Annotated in this window: 22 protein-coding genes; 11 read left to right on the top strand and 11 right to left on the bottom strand. The window is 63.5% G+C overall.

Features of this window, described 5'->3' with window-relative positions:
- Positions 1-30: 30 nt before the first annotated feature.
- From ACP3TE_RS01430 to ACP3TE_RS01415, 4 genes are all read left to right on the top strand, one after another.
- Entirely contained in the window at positions 31-1710 is a 1680-nt protein-coding gene (locus tag ACP3TE_RS01430) for a CTP synthase (protein WP_105659028.1), read from the top strand.
- A gap of 120 nt (positions 1711-1830) precedes the next feature.
- Positions 1831-2475: an NUDIX domain-containing protein gene (locus ACP3TE_RS01425; protein WP_426734964.1), complete on the top strand. Its 645-nt coding sequence runs from the start codon at positions 1831-1833 to the stop codon at positions 2473-2475.
- Entirely contained in the window at positions 2472-3395 is a 924-nt protein-coding gene (gene xerD / locus ACP3TE_RS01420) for a site-specific tyrosine recombinase XerD (RefSeq protein WP_426734963.1), read from the top strand. The genes ACP3TE_RS01425 and xerD overlap by 4 nt, the downstream gene beginning before the upstream one ends.
- On the top strand, positions 3395-3901 hold the full coding sequence (locus tag ACP3TE_RS01415) for an 8-oxo-dGTP diphosphatase (RefSeq protein WP_426734961.1): 507 nt from the start codon (positions 3395-3397) through the stop codon (positions 3899-3901). The genes xerD and ACP3TE_RS01415 overlap by 1 nt, the downstream gene beginning before the upstream one ends.
- Positions 3902-3915: 14 nt before the next feature.
- Here the strand turns inward: ACP3TE_RS01415 and ACP3TE_RS01410 are convergent, their stop codons facing one another.
- From ACP3TE_RS01410 to ACP3TE_RS01385, 6 genes are all read right to left on the bottom strand, one after another.
- Complete coding sequence (locus ACP3TE_RS01410) at positions 3916-4128, bottom strand: helix-turn-helix domain-containing protein (protein ID WP_105659032.1); 213 nt, start codon at positions 4126-4128, stop codon at positions 3916-3918.
- Positions 4128-4625, bottom strand: a complete 498-nt coding sequence (locus tag ACP3TE_RS01405) for a DUF2975 domain-containing protein (RefSeq protein WP_105662543.1) — start codon at positions 4623-4625, stop codon at positions 4128-4130. Before ACP3TE_RS01405 ends, ACP3TE_RS01410 begins: the two co-directional genes overlap by 1 nt.
- A 178-nt stretch (positions 4626-4803) precedes the next feature.
- Positions 4804-5943 (bottom strand): bifunctional 2-methylcitrate synthase/citrate synthase, encoded by a 1140-nt coding sequence (locus tag ACP3TE_RS01400; protein WP_332487340.1) that lies wholly within the window; start codon positions 5941-5943, stop codon positions 4804-4806.
- Between the two features lie 95 nt (positions 5944-6038).
- On the bottom strand, positions 6039-6968 hold the full coding sequence (gene prpB, locus ACP3TE_RS01395) for a methylisocitrate lyase (RefSeq protein WP_332487338.1): 930 nt from the start codon (positions 6966-6968) through the stop codon (positions 6039-6041).
- 1 nt (position 6969) lies between these two features.
- Positions 6970-8487, bottom strand: coding sequence for an MmgE/PrpD family protein (locus ACP3TE_RS01390; protein WP_105659036.1), 1518 nt, complete (start codon positions 8485-8487; stop codon positions 6970-6972).
- Positions 8484-9137 (bottom strand): GntR family transcriptional regulator, encoded by a 654-nt coding sequence (locus ACP3TE_RS01385; protein ID WP_332487334.1) that lies wholly within the window; start codon positions 9135-9137, stop codon positions 8484-8486. Before ACP3TE_RS01385 ends, ACP3TE_RS01390 begins: the two co-directional genes overlap by 4 nt.
- A gap of 188 nt (positions 9138-9325) precedes the next feature.
- Here ACP3TE_RS01385 and ACP3TE_RS01380 point away from each other — a divergent pair, with 188 nt between their 5' ends.
- Positions 9326-11242 (top strand): AMP-binding protein, encoded by a 1917-nt coding sequence (locus ACP3TE_RS01380; protein WP_133834501.1) that lies wholly within the window; start codon positions 9326-9328, stop codon positions 11240-11242.
- A gap of 13 nt (positions 11243-11255) precedes the next feature.
- Here ACP3TE_RS01380 and ACP3TE_RS01375 read toward each other — a convergent pair whose 3' ends face one another.
- Together ACP3TE_RS01375 and ACP3TE_RS01370 are read right to left on the bottom strand one after the other, a co-directional pair.
- The gene (locus ACP3TE_RS01375; protein ID WP_332503127.1) at positions 11256-12005 is read right to left on the bottom strand and encodes a response regulator; all 750 of its coding nucleotides are present in this window, start codon (positions 12003-12005) and stop codon (positions 11256-11258) included.
- Between the two features lie 14 nt (positions 12006-12019).
- Complete coding sequence (locus ACP3TE_RS01370; protein WP_426734957.1) at positions 12020-13732, bottom strand: ATP-binding protein; 1713 nt, start codon at positions 13730-13732, stop codon at positions 12020-12022.
- 167 nt (positions 13733-13899) lie between these two features.
- On the opposite strand from ACP3TE_RS01370, the gene ACP3TE_RS01365 reads away from it, so the two are divergent.
- The 3 genes from ACP3TE_RS01365 (at position 13900) to ACP3TE_RS01355 (ending at position 16377) form a co-directional block, all read left to right on the top strand.
- A complete protein-coding gene (locus ACP3TE_RS01365) occupies positions 13900-15198 on the top strand; it encodes a cation:dicarboxylate symporter family transporter (RefSeq protein WP_105659041.1) in 1299 nt (432 codons plus the stop codon).
- A 115-nt stretch (positions 15199-15313) separates the two neighbouring features.
- On the top strand, positions 15314-15937 hold the full coding sequence (locus tag ACP3TE_RS01360; RefSeq protein ID WP_426734954.1) for a GDSL-type esterase/lipase family protein: 624 nt from the start codon (positions 15314-15316) through the stop codon (positions 15935-15937).
- Positions 15934-16377 (top strand): cytidine deaminase family protein, encoded by a 444-nt coding sequence (locus ACP3TE_RS01355; RefSeq protein WP_105662547.1) that lies wholly within the window; start codon positions 15934-15936, stop codon positions 16375-16377. Before ACP3TE_RS01360 ends, ACP3TE_RS01355 begins: the two co-directional genes overlap by 4 nt.
- 16 nt (positions 16378-16393) lie before the next feature.
- Here the strand turns inward: ACP3TE_RS01355 and ACP3TE_RS01350 are convergent, their stop codons facing one another.
- The 3 genes from ACP3TE_RS01350 to ACP3TE_RS01340 all read right to left on the bottom strand — a co-directional run bounded on the left by ACP3TE_RS01350 (position 16394) and on the right by ACP3TE_RS01340 (position 17409).
- On the bottom strand, positions 16394-16744 hold the full coding sequence (locus tag ACP3TE_RS01350) for a VOC family protein (RefSeq protein ID WP_105659044.1): 351 nt from the start codon (positions 16742-16744) through the stop codon (positions 16394-16396).
- 69 nt (positions 16745-16813) lie between these two features.
- Positions 16814-16984, bottom strand: a complete 171-nt coding sequence (locus ACP3TE_RS01345) for a maleylpyruvate isomerase N-terminal domain-containing protein (RefSeq protein WP_426736163.1) — start codon at positions 16982-16984, stop codon at positions 16814-16816.
- A gap of 44 nt (positions 16985-17028) precedes the next feature.
- Positions 17029-17409 carry a hypothetical protein gene (locus tag ACP3TE_RS01340; protein WP_105659045.1) on the bottom strand — a complete coding sequence of 127 codons (381 nt, stop codon included), beginning with the start codon at positions 17407-17409 and terminating at the stop codon, positions 17029-17031.
- 186 nt (positions 17410-17595) lie between these two features.
- Between ACP3TE_RS01340 and ACP3TE_RS01335 the strand changes: the two genes are divergently transcribed.
- The 3 genes from ACP3TE_RS01335 to scpB are packed head-to-tail and all read left to right on the top strand — an operon-like array spanning position 17596 to position 19977.
- Complete coding sequence (locus ACP3TE_RS01335; RefSeq protein ID WP_426734951.1) at positions 17596-18492, top strand: ParA family protein; 897 nt, start codon at positions 17596-17598, stop codon at positions 18490-18492.
- On the top strand, positions 18492-19394 hold the full coding sequence (locus ACP3TE_RS01330) for a segregation and condensation protein A (RefSeq protein ID WP_105659046.1): 903 nt from the start codon (positions 18492-18494) through the stop codon (positions 19392-19394). Before ACP3TE_RS01335 ends, ACP3TE_RS01330 begins: the two co-directional genes overlap by 1 nt.
- Positions 19387-19977, top strand: a complete 591-nt coding sequence (gene scpB, locus ACP3TE_RS01325) for an SMC-Scp complex subunit ScpB (RefSeq protein WP_105659047.1) — start codon at positions 19387-19389, stop codon at positions 19975-19977. The genes ACP3TE_RS01330 and scpB overlap by 8 nt, the downstream gene beginning before the upstream one ends.
- Positions 19978-20052: the final 75 nt, after the last annotated feature.

The following is a 20052-nucleotide window of genomic DNA, read 5'->3' as shown; positions in this document are numbered from 1 at the left end:
AATATTGGAATGGTGATAGGATGAAATCCCGTGGTGCAGCGTAATTCAACTCGTGATTCTCGGTCGTCTGAAACGACAAAGCATATCTTCGTCACCGGCGGTGTGGCCTCTTCCCTGGGTAAGGGATTGACGGCATCCAGCCTTGGACATCTACTTCGAGCTCGTGGTCTCTCAGTGACCATGCAGAAGCTCGACCCGTACCTGAACGTCGATCCAGGTACTATGAACCCCTTCCAGCACGGTGAAGTCTTCGTTACTGACGATGGCGCAGAAACCGATCTGGATATCGGACACTATGAGCGTTTCCTGGATGAGAACCTTCCGGGTACCGCCAACGTGACCACCGGACAGGTCTACTCGACCGTTCTGGAACGCGAACGTCGCGGTGAATACCTCGGTGATACCGTTCAGGTCATCCCTCACATCACCGATGAGATCAAGCGTCGTATGCGCTTGGCAGCAACCGAACCAGGGGCCGGCAAGTCGGCACCTGACGTGATCATCACGGAAATCGGTGGCACCGTCGGCGATATCGAATCCCAGCCATTCCTCGAAGCAGCACGCCAGGTCCGCCAGGACATCGGCCGCAAGAACGCATTCTTCGTACATGTTTCCCTGGTTCCATTCATCGGCCCAAGCCATGAACTGAAGACCAAGCCTACCCAGCACTCCGTTGCCGCTTTGCGTTCGATCGGTATCCAGCCGGATTCGTTGGTAATCCGCTCGGACCGTCCAATCCCGGCAGAAATGCGCGCCAAGCTCGGCCGTACCTGCGATGTGGACACCGAAGCAGTGATCAACTGCGCCGATGCTCCAAGCATCTACGACATCCCAAAGGTCATCCACTCCCAGGGCCTGGACGCTTACATCGTCCAGACCTTGGAGATGAAGTTCCGCGACGTCGACTGGGCTTCGTGGGATCGCTTGCTCGAAGTCGTGCACAACCCCGCAACCGAGCTGACCGTAGCTTTGGTGGGCAAGTACATCGATCTGCCCGACGCCTACCTGTCGGTCACCGAAGCTCTGCGTGCCGGCGGGTTCGCAAACAACGCCAAGGTCAACATCCGCTGGGTACCAGCAGATGACTGCGCTACCGAAGCAGGGGCCGCCAAGGCGCTTGAGGGTGCAGAGGCAATCTGCGTCCCCGGTGGCTTCGGCATCCGCGGTCTGGAAGGCAAGCTGGGCGCGCTGCGCTTCGCTCGCGAAAACAAGCTGCCAACCCTGGGCCTGTGCCTGGGACTGCAGTCGATGGTCATCGAATACGCCCGCAACATGGCTGGCCTCACCGATGCATCGTCCACCGAATTCGATCCTGAAACCTCGACCCCGGTCATCGCGACCATGGAAGAGCAGCTGGACATCGTTGAAGGCAAGGGCGACCTGGGCGGCACCATGCGTTTGGGCCTGTACGACGCAAAGCTGCTTGAGGGATCGGTTCTGGCTGAGACCTACGGCAAGACCGAGGTTGCGGAGCGCCATCGCCACCGCTACGAGGTCAACAACTCGTACCGCGCGCAGCTCGAAGAGGCTGGCCTGGTCTTCGCTGGCACCTCGCCAGATGGCAACCTGGTCGAGTTCGTTGAACTGCCAAGGGAAGTACACCCGTACTACGTTTCAACGCAGGCTCACCCTGAGCTCTCCAGCCGCCCGACTCGCCCGCACCCGCTGTTTGCAGGTCTGGTCGAGGCAGCTCTGGGGCTGCGCAAGTAAGTAATACAGCTTGCCGCAGGTAAAACTCTGAAGGCACTGCGCGCCGGTCGTTACTGACCGGCGCGTAGCTGTTTAAGCTGGAGAATACCGACCAGCTTTTTCTACCGAAGGACGATCCTCGTGCCGCTGCATCCGATAGCCGATGAATTCTCACCACGTGAATTGCTGAACCGTGAAACCGTGTATGAGGGACGGATCTGGGACGTCGTCCATGACACGGTGAAGCTCTCCGAATCCGGGGCGACCATTGAACGCGATTACATCAACCACCCCGGTGCTGTATGCGTTCTGGTCATGGATGCTGAAGAACGCATCTTGATGGTCAACCAGTACCGCCACCCGGTAGGCATGCGGCTGTGGGAAATCCCTGCCGGGCTGCTCGATGTGGCTGGAGAACCACCTTTGGAAGCTGCCAAGCGCGAATTATGGGAAGAAGCGGATCGTACCGCCGAGCACTGGTCGATCCTCACCGATGTCTTCTTGAGCCCGGGCTCCTCGGCCGAGGCAGTGCGAGTCTACCTCGCGCGCGATGCGAAACTGGTTGCCGCCGATCAGCGCCATGAGCGTACCGAGGAGGAATCTGAAATGATCAGCACCTGGGTGCCGCTGGAGGAAGCCGTCGCAGCCGTGCTGGCAGGCAAGATCCATAATCCCACCGCGACAATCGCGATCCTTGCCGCTCATGCAGCCCGTACCAGCAAGTACTTGGACCTGCGCGATGCGAACGAGCCATTCGATGTGCACCCATACCTGCGTGAAGGATGAGCGGCCACTTCGAGACCCCGCTCAAGCGCTACCTGCAGCATCTGGCGATCGAGCGCGGGCTGGCCGAGAATACAATGGCTTCCTACCGGAGGGATCTGCTTCGCTACGTTGAAGCGCTGCAGGCAGCCGGCGTAGCACAACCGCAGCAGATTACCGAGCTGGCCATCAGCGGCTACCTTCAGGATCTATCCCGCGGGGACGAGGAGCATAAGCCGTTGAGCGCCCGCTCCGTCGCTCGCCATTCGGTAGCCATCCGCCAACTGCACAAGTACTGGGAGCTCGAAGGGATTTGCGCGCCTAACCCAGCCCGCGAGATCCAGCCTCCGGCTATCGGGCAATCCCTGCCCAAAGCGATCTCCATCGACCTTGTTACCAGGATCCTCGAATCGGTGAGCATCGAAACCCCTGCCGGGCTGAGGGATCGCGCGATTCTGGAATTCTTGTACTCCACCGGTGCGCGCATTTCCGAAGTCGTGGACCTGGACGTCGATGACCTGCACTTTGCCGACGATGCGGTGGTGCGCTTGTTCGGCAAGGGATCCAAGGAGCGGGTCGTTCCGGTGGGCGGTTATGCCCAGCGTGCGGTGAGCGATTATCTGGTGCGTGCCCGTCCCGGGCTAGCCGCCAAGGGCAAGGGAACTCCAGCGTTGTTCCTGAACCAGCGCGGGGGACGGCTTTCCCGCCAATCGGTGTGGCTGTTGCTTTCGAAGGCCGCTGAGCGCGCCGGGGTTTCCACCGAGGTCTCTCCGCATACGCTGCGCCACTCCTTCGCCACTCATTTGCTGGAGGGCGGCGCGGATGTGCGGGTGGTCCAGGAGCTGCTGGGACATGCATCGGTCACCACCACGCAGATCTACACCAAGGTCACCGTGGATTCGCTGCGTGAGGCCTACCAGTTGGCCCACCCGAGGGTGAACTAGTGGTCGCCGGCCACCAGGTGCGTTCTGCCAAGCAGGTAGCCCTCGTGGCGCTGCTGCAGGAGCGCGAAGGACGGCTGCACGTGTTGCTCGGACGCAAGCGTCGCGGATTCGGCAAGGGCAATATCGTGTTGCCCGGCGGCAAGATCGAGCAGGGAGAGAGCGCGCGGCAAGCGGCCGTCCGGGAATTCTCCGAGGAAACCGGACTGCTTCTCGCTCCGGAGGATCTGGAGCCTGCGGCGCAGGTCATTTTCCGGTTCCCCGCCCAGCCGGCAGCCGACATGGAATGCGCCACCTTCATTGCCTGGAAGGCATCGGGCCAGCTGCACATCACCGAGGAGCTCGAGCCGCTGTGGGCCGATCCGGCGGCCTTGCCCTTGGAGCAGATGTGGCAGGATTCCCCGTTGTGGCTGCCGCAACTCGTAGCCGGCGGGAAATTTACCGTCGAGATCGTGCTGGCGCAGGACAACACCTCGGTGCAGAGCATCAGCTTCGAGAACTGGGACTAGCCAGCGAGCTGCATCTAGTCCTGTTCGGTTTCGAAGATCAAGAGGTCGCCGGGCTGGCATTCCAATTCCCGGCAGAGGGCTTCAAGTGTGCTGAAACGTACGGCCTTGGCGCGCCCGTTCTTGAGCACCGCGAGGTTGGCCGGGGTAATGCCGATGCGTTCGGCCAACTCGCCGACGGCCATTTTGCGGCGGGCCAGCATCACGTCTATATCTACGCGGATTCCCATTAGATCACGCCGCCCAGTTCGGTACGGAGCGCATCGGCTTGGGCTTCGGTCATCGCCGCTTGTGCGAGCAACTGCCGCAGTACGAGCACGATGATGCTGATGCCGATCATCAGCACCCCGGCTCCACCAACAAGAAGCACGACTCCGGGTGCAATTTCCGTGCTGGCGGCGAAGATCGCTCCGAGGGCAAAAGTGGATAGGGCGCCGATCGTGAAGGCAATGATGATCGGCGTTACATAGCCCAGGGAAGCGGGATCGAAAACGGTGCCGCGTTTAACTCTCGTGGCTAGTTTCCACACGCTGTAGACGCAGGTTTCAATGATGAGCCCGGCGAGAAGCAAGTAGCCGAGGAAAGAGGCTTGAAAGAACTTGTCGGTGCCGTTGCTCGGCGACTCGTGGATCAAGATCATCGGGATCATGAACAGCTGCACAAAAAGCGTGCCAGCCAGGATCACGGCCAGAACTACCTTCAAACCGATAATGCTGAATTTTCCCATGGCAATAGACCTTATCGTTCTTCGGAATGCATCTATCGTTAAACGATAGGCCCATTGGCCTGGGACTGCAACCTTGGGCAACGATGGCAAGCCGATGCCGTCTCGCAGCAGGCACGGCAATGGCCACGGGCTGGCACGGCTATGCCATACCCGCGGCCAATGCCGTGAGTCGAAGCGTCTACAGCGAGCGCTGCTCCACGCCGTTATAAGCCGAAAGCGGGCGGATCAGCGCATTGGCTGCACGCTGCTCGAAGATGTGGCTGGTCCAGCCGGTGATGCGTGCCGCGATGAAGATCGGGGTGAACATCTCGGTGTCGAAGCCCATCAGATGATAGGTAGGGCCGGCCGGGTAGTCGAGGTTCGGCTTGATGGACTTGGCCTCGTCCATGGCTGCCTCCAGGCCGTCGTACAAGCCCAGCATCTCATGGCGGCCGTAGTGCTCGATCATGCGATCCAGCGCGGCCTTCATGGTTGGCACGCGGGAGTCGCCGTGCTTGTAGACGCGGTGGCCGAAGCCCATGACCTTCTTCTTGGCGGCCAGCGCCTCTTCCATCCACGCCTTGGCGCGCTTGGCAGCATCCTCGCGGGATTCTTCCTTGTCGATGCCGATCTCGTTGAAGGTATGCATGACAGCTTCGTTGGCGCCGCCGTGCAGGGGGCCCTTCAGTGCGCCGATCGCCCCGGTGACGGCCGAGTGCAGGTCGGAGAGGGTCGAGGTGATCACGCGGGCGGTGAAGGTCGAAGCGTTGAAGGAGTGCTCGGCATAGAGCACCATCGATACGCGGAACGCGTCGACAACCTCGGGGGCTGCTTCTTCGCCGAAGGCCATCCACAGGAAGTTCGAGGAGTAATCCAGATCTCCGCGCGGAGCTACCGCGTCCTGGCCGCGGCGGCGGCGCTGGTCGTAGGCAACCACCGCCGGGAAGGCCGCGAACAGCTCCTTGGCCTTGAGCAGCTCCGCCTCGGGGGAGGAGTTCTCGGCCTCGGGGTGGTTGGCGCCGATTACCGAGACGGCGGTACGGCCCACATCCATGGGATGGCAGTCAGCTGGAAGCAGGTCGATGGCGGCCTTCACCCGCGGGTCCAGCGCGCGGTTGGCCCGCTCGAAAGCACTGAACTCGGTCAGTTCGCTTTGCGTTGGCAGCTCGCCGGTCCAGAGCAGCAAGGCGACCTCTTCGAAGGACTTGTTCGCGGCCAGGTCCTGGACCGGGTAGCCGCGGTAGAGCAGCGAGTTGGTGTCTGGATTGACCTTGGAGACGGCGGTGTAGTCAACGACGACGCCTGCTAGGCCCTTCTTGATTTCCTCGGTGGCAGTCATTCTTGCTCCTCTTCATTGCCGGAGAATAATAATGCTTTGGGTCGCGCCGGCCGGCGGGTGCCGGCCGGCGCAGGGGGTAGTAGGTGCTTGCGAGCCTAGAGGTTCGCGCTGTTGGAATCAATGTCCAGGGTTGGGACCTGGAAGTTGAAGATTCCGGTGTCGAAGCGGTTGTATGCCTCGTAGTCCACGAGCTCGTACAAACGTGACCTGGTCAACATGCTATCCACTTCACGGGCCTGGGTGCCATCCTCGCTAATGGCATCCAGTACGCGTTCAGCCGCGCCCATTGCGCTGCGCAGCAAGGTGACCGGATAGATGATCAGCGCGACGCCTGCATCGGCCAGTTCCTGGCGGTTGAACAGCTCGGACTTGCCGAACTCGGTCATGTTCGCCAGTACCGGCACGTCGACCGCGTTGCATACTGCCTCGAATTCGGCGACGTTCTTCATCGCCTCCGGGAAGATCGCGTCGGCACCAGCATCGACCATCGCCTTGGCACGGTCGATCGCCGCATCCAGGCCATCGACCGCACGGATATCGGTGCGGGCCATGATCAGGAAGTTCTCATCGATGCGTGCATCAGCGGCAGCGGCGATGCGCTTGAGCATGGTGTCGGTATCCACCACATTCTTGCCATCCAGGTGCCCGCAGCGCTTCGGGTTGAACTGGTCCTCGATGTGGCAGCCGGCCAGGCCGGCGTATTCGAGTTCCTGGATGGTGCGGGCCACGTTCATCGGCTCGCCGAATCCGGTGTCGGCATCCACGATCGCCGGCAGGTCAGACATGCGCGCGATCTGCCCGGCGCGGGTTGCTACCTCGGTCAGCGAAGTCAGGCCGATATCCGGCAGGCCCAGGTCGTTGGCCAGCACGGCACCGGAGATGTAGATTCCGTCGAACTGCTTCTCGCTGATCAGCTTGGCCGAGAGCGGGTTGAAGGCTCCGGGGAACTGGCGGGCAGCGCCCGGGGTGAGCATCTCGCGCAGCGCAAGGCGCTTTTCTGCGGGGGTCCTGGTCGAGTACAGCATGCTAGAACAGGCCCTTCGGTGCGGCCGCGGCGTCGATGACGCCCGCTGCGGCGGCGATGTTCAGCTGGTCCAATTCGCCGGCGGCCAGGTTTTCCAGGTTTTCCGCGGCCGCGATGAAGCGGTCGATCTCGGCGTCGTCCACCAGGCCGGCGGCCAGGGTGCGGAACTTGTTGATGTACTGCTCGCGGGCGAAGGGACGGGCGCCCAGCGGGTGCGCGTCCGCAACGGCGATTTCGTCGGTGATCACGGTGCCATCGTTCAAGGTGATTTCCACCGAGCCGCCGAAAGCCTTCTCGGCAATATCCAGCGAGTGGTAGCGGCGGGTCCATTCGGCATCTTCTTCGGTGGCCACCTTGTTCCACAGCTCCACGGTGTCGGCGCGGCCGGCACGCTCTGGCGAGTAGGAATCCACGTGGTGCCATGCGCCATCCTGCAGGGCGACGGTGAAGATGTACGGGATCGAGTGATCCAGGGTCTCGCGCGATGCGGTTGGATCGTACTTCTGCGGGTCGTTGGCTCCGGAACCGATGACGTAGTGCGTGTGGTGGCTGGTCTTGATCAGCACCGACTTGACGTTCTGCGGGTCGGTGGCCTCCGGGTGCTCGCCATGCAGCTTGCGGGCCAGGTCGATCCAGGCCTGCGCCTGGTACTCGGCCGAATGCTCCTTGGTGTAGGTGTCCAGGATGGCGCGCTTGGCTTCGCCGGCCTCTGGCAGCGGCACCTCGTAGGCGGCATCCTTGCCGTCGAGCATCCAGGCGATCACGCCGTCTTCGCCTTCGTAGATTGGCACGGGGGAAGTCTGGCCGCGCATCGCGCGGTCGGCAGCCTCGACGGCCATCTTGCCGGCGAAGGCCGGGGCATGGGCCTTCCAGGTGGAGATTTCGCCCTTGCGCGACTGGCGGGTGGCGGTGGTGGTGTGCAGGCCCTGGCCAACGGCCTGGAAGATGGTCTCGACATCCAGCCCCAGCAGGGTGCCGATGCCGGCAGCGGCCGATGGGCCCAGGTGCGCTACGTGGTCGATCTTGTGCTTGTGCAGGCAGATGGCCTTGACCAAGTCCACCTGGATCTCGTAGCCCGTGGCGATGCCGCGGATCAGGTCCTTGCCCGAAGCTCCGGTGTGCTGGGCAACCGCCAGGATCGGCGGGATGTTATCGCCCGGGTGGGAGTACTCGGCAGCCAGGAAGGTGTCGTGGTAATCCAATTCGCGCACGGCCACCCCGTTGGCCCACGCTGCCCATTCCGGGGAAACCTTCTCGGAAATGCCGAAGACGCTGGCGCCCGCACCGCCGGTGGATGGCGCGTGGGACAGTGCCTGGGCACGGGCGGCAACGATCGGCCCGCGGTTCAGCGAAGCGATCGCGACCGAAGCATTGTCGATGATGCGGTTAATGATCATGCCGGCCACTTCTGCGGTGACCTCTACCGGATCGGCAGCAACCGTGGCGATCTTATGTGCCAGCTGGTCTTCGCGAGCCAGGTTTTCCTCTGAGCGGTATACGCGTACGGGGTGGTTGATCATGGTAACTGCCTTTCTGATCCGGCCGCATGGGCCATGATGTGGGTGAAGGATTCGTGCAGGTGAACTGTGGTGGCCGCGGCCGCGACCTCTGGGTTTCCGCTGGCGATTGCCCTGGCGATGGCCGCGTGCTCGGAAGCGGAAGCCTTGAGCCTTTCGGGATTGTCCTTGGCCATGCGCCGCACCCGTTGCAGGTTCACCCGCAAGGTGCGCAGGGCGTTGGACAGGTAATTATTGCCAGCTGCTTCGTCGATGGACTCGTCCAGCAGCTGCACCAGCTGGTAGTAGGACTCCCGGGATCCGGGAAGCTCCACCTCCGTGAGAGCTGCTTCGAAGCGGCTGGCCAGCTGCGTGAAGGCCGATCGCTGCGCGGACTTGGCAGCTTCGCGTGCGCTGGCGCATTCCAATGCCAAGCGCAGTACGAACAGGTCTTCCACGTGGTCCTCGCTGACCTCGGAGACGACAGCGCCGCGTCCGCGATGCTGAACCGCCAAGCCGTCGGCGACCAGCCGGCCCAAGGCCTCGCGCACCGGAGTGCGGGAAACGCCCAGGCGCTCTGACTGTTCCACTTCGGCCAGGACGGTCCCTGGAGCCAGGCGCCATTCGACAATGTCGGCGCGGAGGCTCTCGTAAACCTTGTCGCTTGCTCTCATGGCTCCAGTGTATACATGAAACCCGAAAATGTGTGAGTTGCGCCAAATTCTTTTGGTATTTTTTCGAAATCTGTATACAAAGTGGTTGCGGTGATGTGATCGTACTCATACAGTTAACGCCAAGAGGACGACCTCAACCACCACACAGGTGCCGGATGATGATGCCCCGGTGCCAGGAGGAGAGAACCATGGTGCAGGAATACCGCCAGGCCTATGACCAAGCCACCAATGACCCCGCCGCATTCTGGCTGCAAGCTGCCCGGGATATCCATTGGGACAAGGCGCCGCGGATTGCGCTGGATGATTCGCGCAAGCCGCTGTATGGCTGGTTCCCGGATGGCATGCTGAACCTTTCGGCCAATGCGCTGGACCGCCACGTCGAAGCCGGACGCGGAGAGAGCGCCGCCTTGGTCTACGATTCGGCAATGCTGGGCACCGCCACCACCTACTCCTACTCCGAACTGCTGCGCGAAGTGGAAATCTTCGCCGGCGTGCTGGCTGGACGCGGCGTGAAGGCCGGTGACCGCGTGCTGGTCTACCTGCCGATGATCCCGCAGGCGGCCATCGCGATGCTTGCTTGCGCACGCCTGGGTGCAATCCACTCGGTGGTCTTCGGCGGCTTCGCGCCCAAGGAACTGGCGGCCCGCATCACCGACTGCGCCCCGGTCGCGATCATTACCGCCTCCGGCGGCATCGAGCCAAGCCGCCGCATCGAATACCTGCCGGCAGTGGCCGAAGCGCTGGGCCTGGCCGAGCCTGCGGTCAGGGACGTGATCGTTGCCCACCGCGATGGCTTCGAGCACGGCCTGGACGAATACCAGGCAAAGCCGGTCAACGGCCAGCAGATCAATTGGCTGGACTGGGAAGAGCAGGCGAAGACCGCCTCGCCGGCCGGGCCGGTCTCCGTGCCATCCACCCACCCGCTCTACGTGCTCTACACCTCGGGAACCACCGGTGCCCCCAAGGGCGTGGTGCGCGACACCGGCGGCTACGCCACGGCCCTGCAGTACTCCATGAACGCGGTTTACGACGTGCATCCGGGAGATACCATGTTCACCGCCTCCGACGTGGGCTGGGTGGTCGGACACTCCTACATCGTCTATGCGCCGCTGATCGCCGGGGCCACCACGGTGCTCTACGAGGGCAAGCCCATCGGGACTCCGGATGCCGGTGCGTTCGGCCGGATCATCGAGGACCACAAGGTCACCACGATGTTCACCGCGCCGACTGCGCTGCGCGCGGTGCGCAAGGCCGACCCGGAAGGCGCGATGATCGCCAGCCACGATCTGTCATCGCTGCGTGCGCTGTTCGTCGCCGGCGAGCGGCTGGATCCGGATACCTACCACTTCGCCTCGAAGCTGCTGGGCATCCCCGTGGTGGATAACTGGTGGCAGACCGAAACCGGCTGGCCGATCGCGTCCAACCCGCTGGGCCTGGAAGAGCTGCCTGCCAAGGCCGGTTCGCCGACCACCCCGGTACCGGGGTTCGACGTGCAGATCCGCGATGCGCTGGGCGAGCAGCTAGGCGCGAACCAGGAAGGCAACATCGTTGTCCGGCTGCCCTTGCCGCCCGGCGCCTTGACCACCCTGTGGGGCAACGACCAGCGCTTCATCGACACCTACCTCTCGCAGATCCAGGGGTGCTACCTCACCGGCGATTCCGGCTTCCTGGACGACGACGGCTACCTGTTCGTCATGGGGCGAACCGATGACGTGATCAACGTGTCCGGGCACCGCCTGTCCACCGGTGCCATGGAGCAGGTGCTGGCGAGCCATCCCGCCGTGGCCGAATGCGCGGTGATCGGCCTGGCCGACGCGCTCAAGGGCCAGCGGGCCAGCGGCTATGTGGTGCTCAAGTCCGGTGTGCAGATCCAGGAGGAAACGCTGAAGAAGGAAATCGTCGCGCTGGTGCGCCAGCATATCGGCGCGGTGGCCGACTTCCGCGAAGTCACCGTCGTGGCGGCGCTGCCCAAAACCCGTTCGGGCAAGATCCTGCGCAAGACCATGCGGCAGATTGCCGATGGCAAGGACTACTCGGTCCCGTCGACCATCGAAGACACCGCGGTGCTCGACGAGCTGGTGCCGCTACTGCGTCCCGAAGCCTAGGGGAAACCAGAGCCTAGCTGCGCGAGGCTGCCCGGTATTCGTATTCCGGGCGGCCTCGCGTGCCATGCCGGGGCTGCTTGACCACGGCCTTGACCTCGGCAAGATGCTCCAGATAGCGCCGGGCGGTGACCCGGGAGATACCCAGCTCTTCTCCGAGCTCGGTCGCTGACAGGCAGGTATCGGGCTTGCTGCGCAGATGGTCGGTGATCTGCGCCAGCGTTTCCGGAATCAGCCCCTTGGGCAGGGACGCGGAAGCGCTGGTGGTGCGCAGGGCCGAGAACGCATTATCCAGCGCGGCCTGGCTGGTATCCGGGCCGGTGGAGCTGATCTCGGAAATGAACCGCCGGTGGTTCTCCAATTTCTCGGTGAACGCCGCGAAGGTGAAGGGCTTGATCAGGTACTGGGTGATTCCGGTGGCTACCGCCGAACGCACCACAGCCAAATCCCGCACCGCGGTAATGGCGATGATGTCGGTGGTCAGCCCGCGGCCGCGCATGCGCTTGGCGACGTCGATGCCGTGCAGGTCGGGCAGGGTCATATCCAGCAGGACCAGGTCAAAGGGATCCTGGGCATCGCGGGCCGCGGCCAGGAGCCCGAGCGCCTGCTGGCCGTTGGCGGCAATGGCGCCGGTGGCGAATCCCGGAACGCGGTTGACGTACTTGGCGTGGGAGGCGGCAGTTTGCGGCTCGTCGTCGACCACGAGCACCTTGAAGCTGTGCGAGGCGGTGCCCGGCGGGGGCGTGGCTGCAGGGGATTCGTGCACGGTACCCTCCTGGGCTAGTCGCTGATTCTCAAGGGCAAGGTGACGGTGAAGATTGCGCCGGCATCGTTATCAACACCCATTGTGCCACCTAGCCGCAGCACCGCCTGCTGCACCAGTGCCAGCCCCAGGCCGCGCGGCTGGCCGCCGGCCTTGGTGCTGGCCCCGAAGCGCAGCAGCTGATCGAGGAACTCGGGTTCGATGCCCGGGCCGGAATCGGCCACCGCGATGATCAGCTCGTCATCGGCCGCGGCCGCGGCCACTTCCACCCACACCGTCGCGTCCTGGGTGCCCGCCGAAGCATCCAGCGCGTTATCCAGCAGGTTGCCGACGATGGTGACGATGTCGGTGGCGGCAAAGGCATTGCCCGGAATCATGCCCTGCGCGTTGATATCGAGCTTCACGCCGCGCTCATGGGCTTGGGCGGCCTTGGCCACCAGCAGGCTGGAAAGATAGACGTCGTCGATGGAATGCACGATCGCATCGGTGAGCTTCTGCGAATGCTGGCGGTCATCGACCGCGAAGGCCAGCGCCTTGTCGCTCTGGCCATTTTCGATCAGCGTGGCAATGGTGTGCAGGCGGTTGGCATGCTCATGGGTTTGCGCTCGCAGGGCGGTGGAGAAGGTCTTCAGCGATTGCACTTCGCCGGCCAGTTCCTGCACTTCGGTCAAATCGCGCAGCGTCATGACCTGGCCGGTCACCTGCTGGGAACCGAACCAGCGGGCCGGCAGCCCGCCGCGGCGGGGCAATCGCGCGTTGGTCAGGCGGGCCGGGCCCTGGGAAATGGACAGCACGGTGTGGGTGCCCAAATGGATTTCGTCCTTGCAGCTGCGTCCGGTCGCCATCAGGGTGCGCAGGGTTTCGGGGATCTGCACCTGGTCGAGGTCCAATCCGCCGGAAGGCACTTCCTCGGGGAAGCCGAGCAATCTGGAAGCTTCCTGGTTGTAGAGCACGATGCGGTGCCGCCGGTCCAGCAGGACCAGGCCCTCGCGAACCGAGTGCAGGGCCGAGAAGTAGAAGGCGTAGAGCCGGCGCAGCCCGTGCGGGCCGAAGCCGAGCGTGGCCTGGTTGACGTAGCGGGAGAAGGACCATGAGCTGAAACCCGCCAGCAGCAGGGCCAGCGCCGAAACGGTCATGATCTGCGGAAGTTCGCTGCGGTAGATCGACTCCAGGCTCTCCAGCGTGATGCCCGAAGAGACCATCCCCACCAGCTCGCCGTCGTGGTAGACCGGGGCGATGGTGCGCACCGAAAGGCCCAAGGTGCCCGCGGCCACCTCGTTGTGGGTCTGGCCGGCCAGCGCTTGGTTGATGCTGCCCGAATATCCCTTGCCCAGCTGCTCGGGGTCGGGGTGGGTGACGCGCAGGGCATCGGGGGTCATGATCGTAATGAAATCCACGCCTTGCCCGCGGTCCAGGATCTTGTCGGTGTAGGGCTGCAGCTGCTCGGTGGGGTGATCGCCGGCCAGGGCCTGGGACACGAAAGGATCGTTGGCCAGGGTGATGGAAATCGTGGCCACCGTGGCCTGCTTGTCATCCTGGATCACCTGCGCCTGGTGCTGGTAGGTGGCGACCGCCAGGCCCACGACGACGAAGATGACCACCAGCATCTGGGCGGCGAAGATGACTACCGCCAGGGACCAGCCGTCGCGGCTGAGCGGTGCGGGGGAGGCGGCCTCGCGGGTGGGGCGGGCCAGCGACAGGTCGGTGAAATGATCGGTCACTGCGCTCATCTCCTTGTGCTGCCTGGTCCTTGTACTGTTCACCGCGTGACCAATATGAACGCAATGGAGATGCGGATCACTTCGAACCGCACCATGGATACAGAACGATTCTACGTAATGCCGGCTGTGCAAGGGTGCACGGTTCGGTTCCATGCGCTCACAAGGGTAGGACTACCATGGCTGTCACAGACCAGATGCCGCCGGCAGGCAATTCGCCGCAGGCCGGAACGAAGAAGAAAGACAAGACCCACTGGCTGTACATCATGGTGATTGCCGCCGTGGTGCTCGGCGCAGCGGTCGGCCTGCTGGCCCCGGAGGTGGGCAAGGCCCTCAAGCCCCTGGGCACCGGATTCGTCGCACTGATCAAGATGCTGATCGGTCCAGTCATCTTCTGCACCATCGTCCTGGGCGTTGGTTCCATTGCCAAGGCGGCAACCGTCGGCAAGGTCGGCGGCCTGGCGCTGCTGTACTTCATCACCATGTCCACCTTTGCGCTGGCCATCGGCCTGGTCGTCGGCAACATCATCCACCCGGGTTCGGGGCTGAAGCTCGAGCCGTACGAGTCGGGATCCGGCGGCGGGGAGAACTCCACCGTGGCCTTCCTGCTGGAAATGATTCCGGGCGACATCCCCGTGCTGCCGACCCTGGTGCTGGCCCTGCTGGTCGGCTTCGCGCTGCAGTCCATGGGCAAGTCCGGCGAGCCTGTGCTCAACGCAGTCAAGCACATCCAGGCGGTGGTCTTCCGCCTGATGATGATGATCATGTGGGCTGCCCCGATCGGTGCCTTCGGTGCCATTGCCGCCGTGGTCGGCGCTACCGGCTGGGCCGCCATCGGCTCGATGGCGATCCTCATGGGTGCCTTCTACGTCACCTGCGCGCTCTTCATCGTCGTCGTCCTCGGTTCCCTGTTGCGCCTGGTCACCGGCCTGAACATCTTCCTGCTGCTGAAGTACCTGGCTCGCGAATACCTGCTGATCTTCTCCACCTCATCCTCCGAGTCGGCACTGCCGCGCCTGATCGCCAAGATGGAGCACGCAGGGGTGTCCAAGCCCGTCGTGGGCATCACCGTGCCTACCGGCTACTCCTTCAACCTCGATGGCACCGCCATCTACCTGACCATGGCGGCACTCTTCGTCTCAACGGCCATGGGCATGCCCATGAGCCTGAGCGAGCAGATCGGCCTGCTGGTCTTCATGATCATCGCTTCCAAGGGCGCAGCCGGCGTGACCGGCGCCGGCCTGGCCACCCTGGCAGCCGGCCTGCAGTCGCACCGCCCGGAACTGCTGGACGGCATGGGCGTGATCGTGGGCATCGACAAGTTCATGTCCGAGGCCCGCGCGCTGACCAACTTCACCGGCAACGCCGTGGCAACCTTGCTGATCGGCAAGTGGACCAGGGAGATCGACATGGACCAGGCCAAGGCTGTACTGGCGGGCAGCCTTCCATTCGACGAGAGCAGCGTCGAAGGCCACTAGGACCTTGCTGGAAATCCGTTATCCGACACGTTCGGGTAACGGATTTTCTGCGTCTGGGCGCCTTTGACAAGATAGGGCCCAGCCGGGCGCAGCAGCCAGCAGGCGGAAAGGCATCATGGGTTCAGCGGTACGAGTGTGCTTTGTCGGCGATTCCTTCGTCGCAGGAGTCGGCGATGAAACCCATCGCGGATGGGCAGGGCGGCTGGTCGCCCGGGGAATCGAACGGGGCCATGGGCTCACCGGCTACAACCTCGGTGTTCGCGGCGATACCAGCGCCATGATCCGGCAGCGATTCGAAGCTGAATGCGCCGCACGCTTTCCGCCAGGGGATTACGCGCCAGGCGTGGTGCTCTGCTTCGGAGTCAACGACGTGATCCGCTGGGACGCGAAGCCGCGGGTGGCCGCCGGAGAACGGATCCAGAACCTCGAGGCCATCCTGGATGCGGCAAAGGAACGCAATTGGCCGGTTCTCATGATCGGTCCGCCGCCGATCGCCGATGATGCATTGAACGCGGAACTGCGCGAGCTGGATGCGCAAATGCGGGCACGGTGCGCATCGAGGAATGTGCCTTATCTAAGCGTGTTCGGGGATCTCGCGGAACATGAGCTGTGGCGCCGCCAAGTGGCCGCCGATGATGGAGCGCACCCGCGCGCAGCAGGCTACGACCTGCTGGCGGGGATGGCCAGCAGGCTTGGGACCCGTGGCTTGCGGAACTGGGCAGCTAGGCTGGAGCAATGAACGGGACACCGCACCGGCAGCAGTATCGTGCACTGGCAGACGCCGAAGAAGAACTGGTCGAACTCGCCCGGCGGACCATTGAGGCAGCAACCGACGCGCCCGATGGCGGCGACGGAGTGCACACCATGGGTGCCGCGGTGCTGGCTGCCGACGGCGCCATGCACGCGGGCGTGAATTTCTACCACTTCACCGGAGGCCCGTGTGCAGAGCTGGTGGCCTTCGGTGCGGCCCGTGCGGCCGGGGCAAGGGATCCGCAGGTGGTGGTGGCAGTGGGCAACCAGGGGCGCGGCATCAAAAACCCGTGCGGGCGCTGCCGCCAGGTGATGGCTGATAGCTATCCGTGGCTGCGGGTCATCGTCGATACCCCGCACGGGGCGCGCAGCATCGGCATTCGCGAGCTGCTGCCGTTGTCTTTCGACTGGTTGGCCGAGCAAGCCTGAGAGCCTGATGCCCGGCTCAGCGCGAGAGGCCGGGCAAGGGCGAAGCGAGCACCACCCGGTTGCCGTCGGGATCCTGCAGCTGCACGATCCGTGCTCCGCCGCCGGGCTGCGGGCCGTGATGCCCGATGCCCGCATCCAGCAGGCGCGCGGCCTGCGCGTCGAGGTCGGCCACTTCCAGGACCAGCGTGCTGTATCCGGCACGGTCGGGCTCCGCGAAGACCTGGACTCCGAATCCCGGGGCCAGATGCCATTCGAGCAGCCCGTCCATGGGCCGCTGGTCCGGCGCCCGGTTGAAGAGCCGCGCGTACCAGTGCTCGGCTCGGGCCAAATTCGATACCGTGCAATTGCTGAGCATTCCCGTGAACATCTGCCTCGCCCCTTATGCCGCCGGATGCCGGCGCGTGTGGAACCATTCGACCACCGGAATGCGCCAGGATCAAGAACTTATCCGAATAGCCAGCGGATGATCGGGCTGGGCACCAGGGCGCTGCCCAGCCGGGGACTCCACGGCAGGACCACCCTCCAGTGCCTGGCCGGTGGCTTGGGCCAGATCGCAGGGGTGGTCGAGCAGGTCGCGTACCGTCCAAGCGGTGCATGGCGCGGGAATCCTGGCTCATGATGATTCCGGTTTTCGGCCCAGAAGCACACAGGTCAGTGGCCGGCCGCGGTGAGCAGGCGCTGCAGGCGCGGGCCGAACTGGACCTCATGATCCAGAGCCATCAGCTCGTCGATCGACGCGTGCAGCTGTTGCGCAGCGAGAATCGACTGGATGTACTCCCAATAAGCATGCAGCTCCTCGGCCCGTGTCCACCCCGGTGCCGGTTCATCCGGGCCCACCACAACCAACGCGGTTTCGCGGATTCCGGCCGGCGTCACCTGCGCCCATTCTTCGCTGCTGGACCATCCGCGGTCGTCGAGCACCACGATGAATAGCCCGTCGTCCAGTTGGGCCTGGAGGAGCACACGGACCCTTGCCTGCTTGCTGCCTGGCTCGGCTTCCGCCCAGCTGGCGAGCTTTTCAATGGTGCGCATCGCGCCCTTCCCGTAAATGCCAGATTGCGTTCAGCTCGCATACAACATTAGAGCTAAGGTTCAAGGTAAAGGCTCGCCGTGGAAGAACCCAAAAAACCAAGATCTTTTGCTTCGACCGATAACCTTGAAAAGAGCTTACAGCTCGAAGAATCAGGTTTATCGAACGGGAAGTGTGGTTTACCCATCGTGAGCGAGGAACAGGGAAACAAGCACCGCGGAGCGGGGATGCTCAAGGAGCCTCGCCCAGTGGGTCCTACTGGCAAGCCATTGACAGATTTCCCCGTGCCAGCACCGTTGCCATCGCACGGCCCGGCACGCGTGATCGCCATGGTGAACCAGAAGGGCGGCGTTGGCAAGACCACCTCCACCATCAATCTCGCCGCCGCGCTCGCCGAGTACGGCCGCAAGGTGCTGCTGGTGGACTTCGACCCGCAGGGCGCGCTGTCTGCCGGCTTCGGAACCAACCCGCATGAAATGGACATCACCGTCTACAACGTGCTGATGGACCGCAAGGTGAAGATCACCGACGCCATCGTGAAGACCGACGTCGAGAACATCGATCTGCTGCCAGCCAACATCGATTTGTCCGCAGCCGAGGTGCAGCTGGTCAACGAGGTCGCCCGCGAGCAGGTGCTGGAACGTGCGCTGCGCAATGTCATCGACGACTACGATGTGGTGCTCATCGACTGCCAGCCATCGCTGGGCCTGCTGACCATCAACGCGCTCACCGCCGCCCATGGCGTGATCATCCCGCTGACCGCAGAGTTCTTTGCGCTGCGTGCGGTGGCATTGCTGATGGAAACCATCGACAAGGTCAAGGACCGGCTGAACCAGGTGCTGGAGTTGGACGGCGTGGTGGCCACCATGTACGACGCCCGCACCCTGCACAGCCGCGAGGTCATCACCCGGCTGGATGAGGCCTTCGGCGACAAGCTCTTCGAGACCGTCATCAAGCGCACCATCAAGTTCGCCGACGCGAACGTGGCCGCCGAACCGATTACTTCCTACGCCGCCAACCACCCGGGCGCTGAGGCCTACCGCAGCCTCGCCCGCGAACTGATTTGGCGTGGTGGTGCCCCGTAATGAGCGCCACGCTCAGCGAAGAAGCCGCCACCGATTCCACCACGCCAGCAGGAGCTGAGCAGGAATCGGCTGGCGGTTTTCGCCTTGCCCTGCAGAATTTCAACGGGCCCTTCGATGTGCTGCTGCACCTGATTACCAAACGCGAGCTGGATATTACCGAGGTCGCGTTGGCAGAGGTCACCGACGAATTCATCGCCTACCTGCGCGAGCTGCAAGCCACCAGTGCCGCCGAGGGGAGCGACGGGATGAAGGTGCTCGATGAAACCACCGAATTCCTCGTGGTCGCCTCCACGCTGCTGGATTTGAAGGCGGCCCGCTTGCTGCCGCGCGGCGAAATGGCCGATGAGGAGGACTTCGAGCTGCTCGAAGCCCGCGACCTGCTTTTCGCGCGGCTGCTGCAGTACAAGGCCTTCAAGCAGGCCGCCGAGTTCTTGGGCGAACGCTACGGAATCGAGGGAGCGCGCCATCCCCGCGAAGTCTCGCTGGAACCGCAGTTCGCGGCCCTGCTGCCGGAACTGGTGTTCAGCATCGGGCCCGACGCCTTGGCCGCGATGGCGGCCAAGGCGCTGGCGCCGAAGCCGGAACCGGAAACAGAGGTCGGCATCGGGCATCTGCACGGGGCGAACGTCACCATTGCCGAGGAAGCCGATGCGATCACCGCCCTGCTCGAAGCCCGCGGCACGCTGGCATTCACCGAGCTGGTGGCAGACGCGGATGCGCAGCTGGTGGTGGTCGTGCGTTTTCTGGCATTGTTGGAGATGTTCAGGCAGAGAGCCATTAGCTTTGCGCAGGAAGATCCGCTCGGCCCGCTGCTGATCTCGCTGGTCCAGGAGTCCAGTTTCGATGCGCAGGCCGTGCAAGACGACTACGAGGGGAGTGGTGGTGAGGTGGATCATGAGTGAGATTGCACCCATTGACCAGCTGCCAGGAGGCCTGGAATCGGGCCTTGAAGCGGTGCTGATGGTCGCCGATATCCCCGTATCTTCGGCGCGTTTGGCCGAAATCTTCGAAGTCCCCACCGCCAGGGTTGCCGCCGCTTTGGAGACCCTTGCTACCGAGTATGATAGTAAGGATCGCCCGCGCGGATTTGAACTGCGTCGCGTCGCCTCCGGGTGGCGCTTCTATTCGCGGGCCGATTACGCCGATTTCGTCTCCAGTTATGTGCTCGACGGGCAGACAGCACGCCTGTCACAGGCCGCCCTAGAAACCCTGGCTGTCATCGCTTACCGACAGCCGGTCTCGCGTGGACGTATTTCGGCGATTCGAGGTGTCAACGTCGATTCAGTGGTGCGCACGCTGCTCACCCGCGGATTGATCACGGAGTATCCGGAAGTTGGGGATGGCGGAGCGACGCTGTACCAAACCACCGAATACTTCCTGGAACGACTGGGACTGGGCTCGCTTGATGAGTTGCCTGCGCTGTCCCCGTATCTTCCCGGGGTGGCCGACCTCGAATCGCTCGATTCGGCAACCTACGACGACTAGGTAGCTGCCAGCCGGCAGCTACAACGGACCAACCACGCGTGAAGCCCCAAGACTGGCGGGCTCGCGCAGCGAACA

Source organism: Glutamicibacter sp. 2E12 (genome assembly GCF_050030965.1).
Taxonomy (GTDB): Bacteria; Actinomycetota; Actinomycetes; order Actinomycetales; family Micrococcaceae; genus Glutamicibacter.
The sequence above is the reverse complement of the archived record's forward strand: the minus strand, read 5'-3'. Positions and strand labels throughout refer to the sequence as shown.

What these genes read in the sequence shown, in the direction of transcription:
- ACP3TE_RS01370 (WP_426734957.1), bottom strand. Translation starts at nt 13,732, where the DNA reads ATGAGCGCAGTGACCGATCATTTCACCGACCTGTCGCTGGCCCGCCCC.
- ACP3TE_RS01380 (WP_133834501.1), top strand. Translation starts at nt 9,326, where the DNA reads ATGGTGCAGGAATACCGCCAGGCCTATGACCAAGCCACCAATGACCCC.
- ACP3TE_RS01350 (WP_105659044.1), bottom strand. Translation starts at nt 16,744, where the DNA reads ATGTTCACGGGAATGCTCAGCAATTGCACGGTATCGAATTTGGCCCGA.
- ACP3TE_RS01355 (WP_105662547.1), top strand. Translation starts at nt 15,934, where the DNA reads ATGAACGGGACACCGCACCGGCAGCAGTATCGTGCACTGGCAGACGCC.
- ACP3TE_RS01410 (WP_105659032.1), bottom strand. Translation starts at nt 4,128, where the DNA reads ATGGGAATCCGCGTAGATATAGACGTGATGCTGGCCCGCCGCAAAATG.
- ACP3TE_RS01360 (WP_426734954.1), top strand. Translation starts at nt 15,314, where the DNA reads ATGGGTTCAGCGGTACGAGTGTGCTTTGTCGGCGATTCCTTCGTCGCA.
- ACP3TE_RS01405 (WP_105662543.1), bottom strand. Translation starts at nt 4,625, where the DNA reads ATGGGAAAATTCAGCATTATCGGTTTGAAGGTAGTTCTGGCCGTGATC.
- ACP3TE_RS01400 (WP_332487340.1), bottom strand. Translation starts at nt 5,943, where the DNA reads ATGACTGCCACCGAGGAAATCAAGAAGGGCCTAGCAGGCGTCGTCGTT.
- scpB (WP_105659047.1), top strand. Translation starts at nt 19,387, where the DNA reads ATGAGTGAGATTGCACCCATTGACCAGCTGCCAGGAGGCCTGGAATCG.
- ACP3TE_RS01340 (WP_105659045.1), bottom strand. Translation starts at nt 17,409, where the DNA reads ATGCGCACCATTGAAAAGCTCGCCAGCTGGGCGGAAGCCGAGCCAGGC.
- ACP3TE_RS01330 (WP_105659046.1), top strand. Translation starts at nt 18,492, where the DNA reads ATGAGCGCCACGCTCAGCGAAGAAGCCGCCACCGATTCCACCACGCCA.
- ACP3TE_RS01365 (WP_105659041.1), top strand. Translation starts at nt 13,900, where the DNA reads ATGGCTGTCACAGACCAGATGCCGCCGGCAGGCAATTCGCCGCAGGCC.
- ACP3TE_RS01390 (WP_105659036.1), bottom strand. Translation starts at nt 8,487, where the DNA reads ATGATCAACCACCCCGTACGCGTATACCGCTCAGAGGAAAACCTGGCT.
- prpB (WP_332487338.1), bottom strand. Translation starts at nt 6,968, where the DNA reads ATGCTGTACTCGACCAGGACCCCCGCAGAAAAGCGCCTTGCGCTGCGC.
- xerD (WP_426734963.1), top strand. Translation starts at nt 2,472, where the DNA reads ATGAGCGGCCACTTCGAGACCCCGCTCAAGCGCTACCTGCAGCATCTG.
- ACP3TE_RS01385 (WP_332487334.1), bottom strand. Translation starts at nt 9,137, where the DNA reads ATGAGAGCAAGCGACAAGGTTTACGAGAGCCTCCGCGCCGACATTGTC.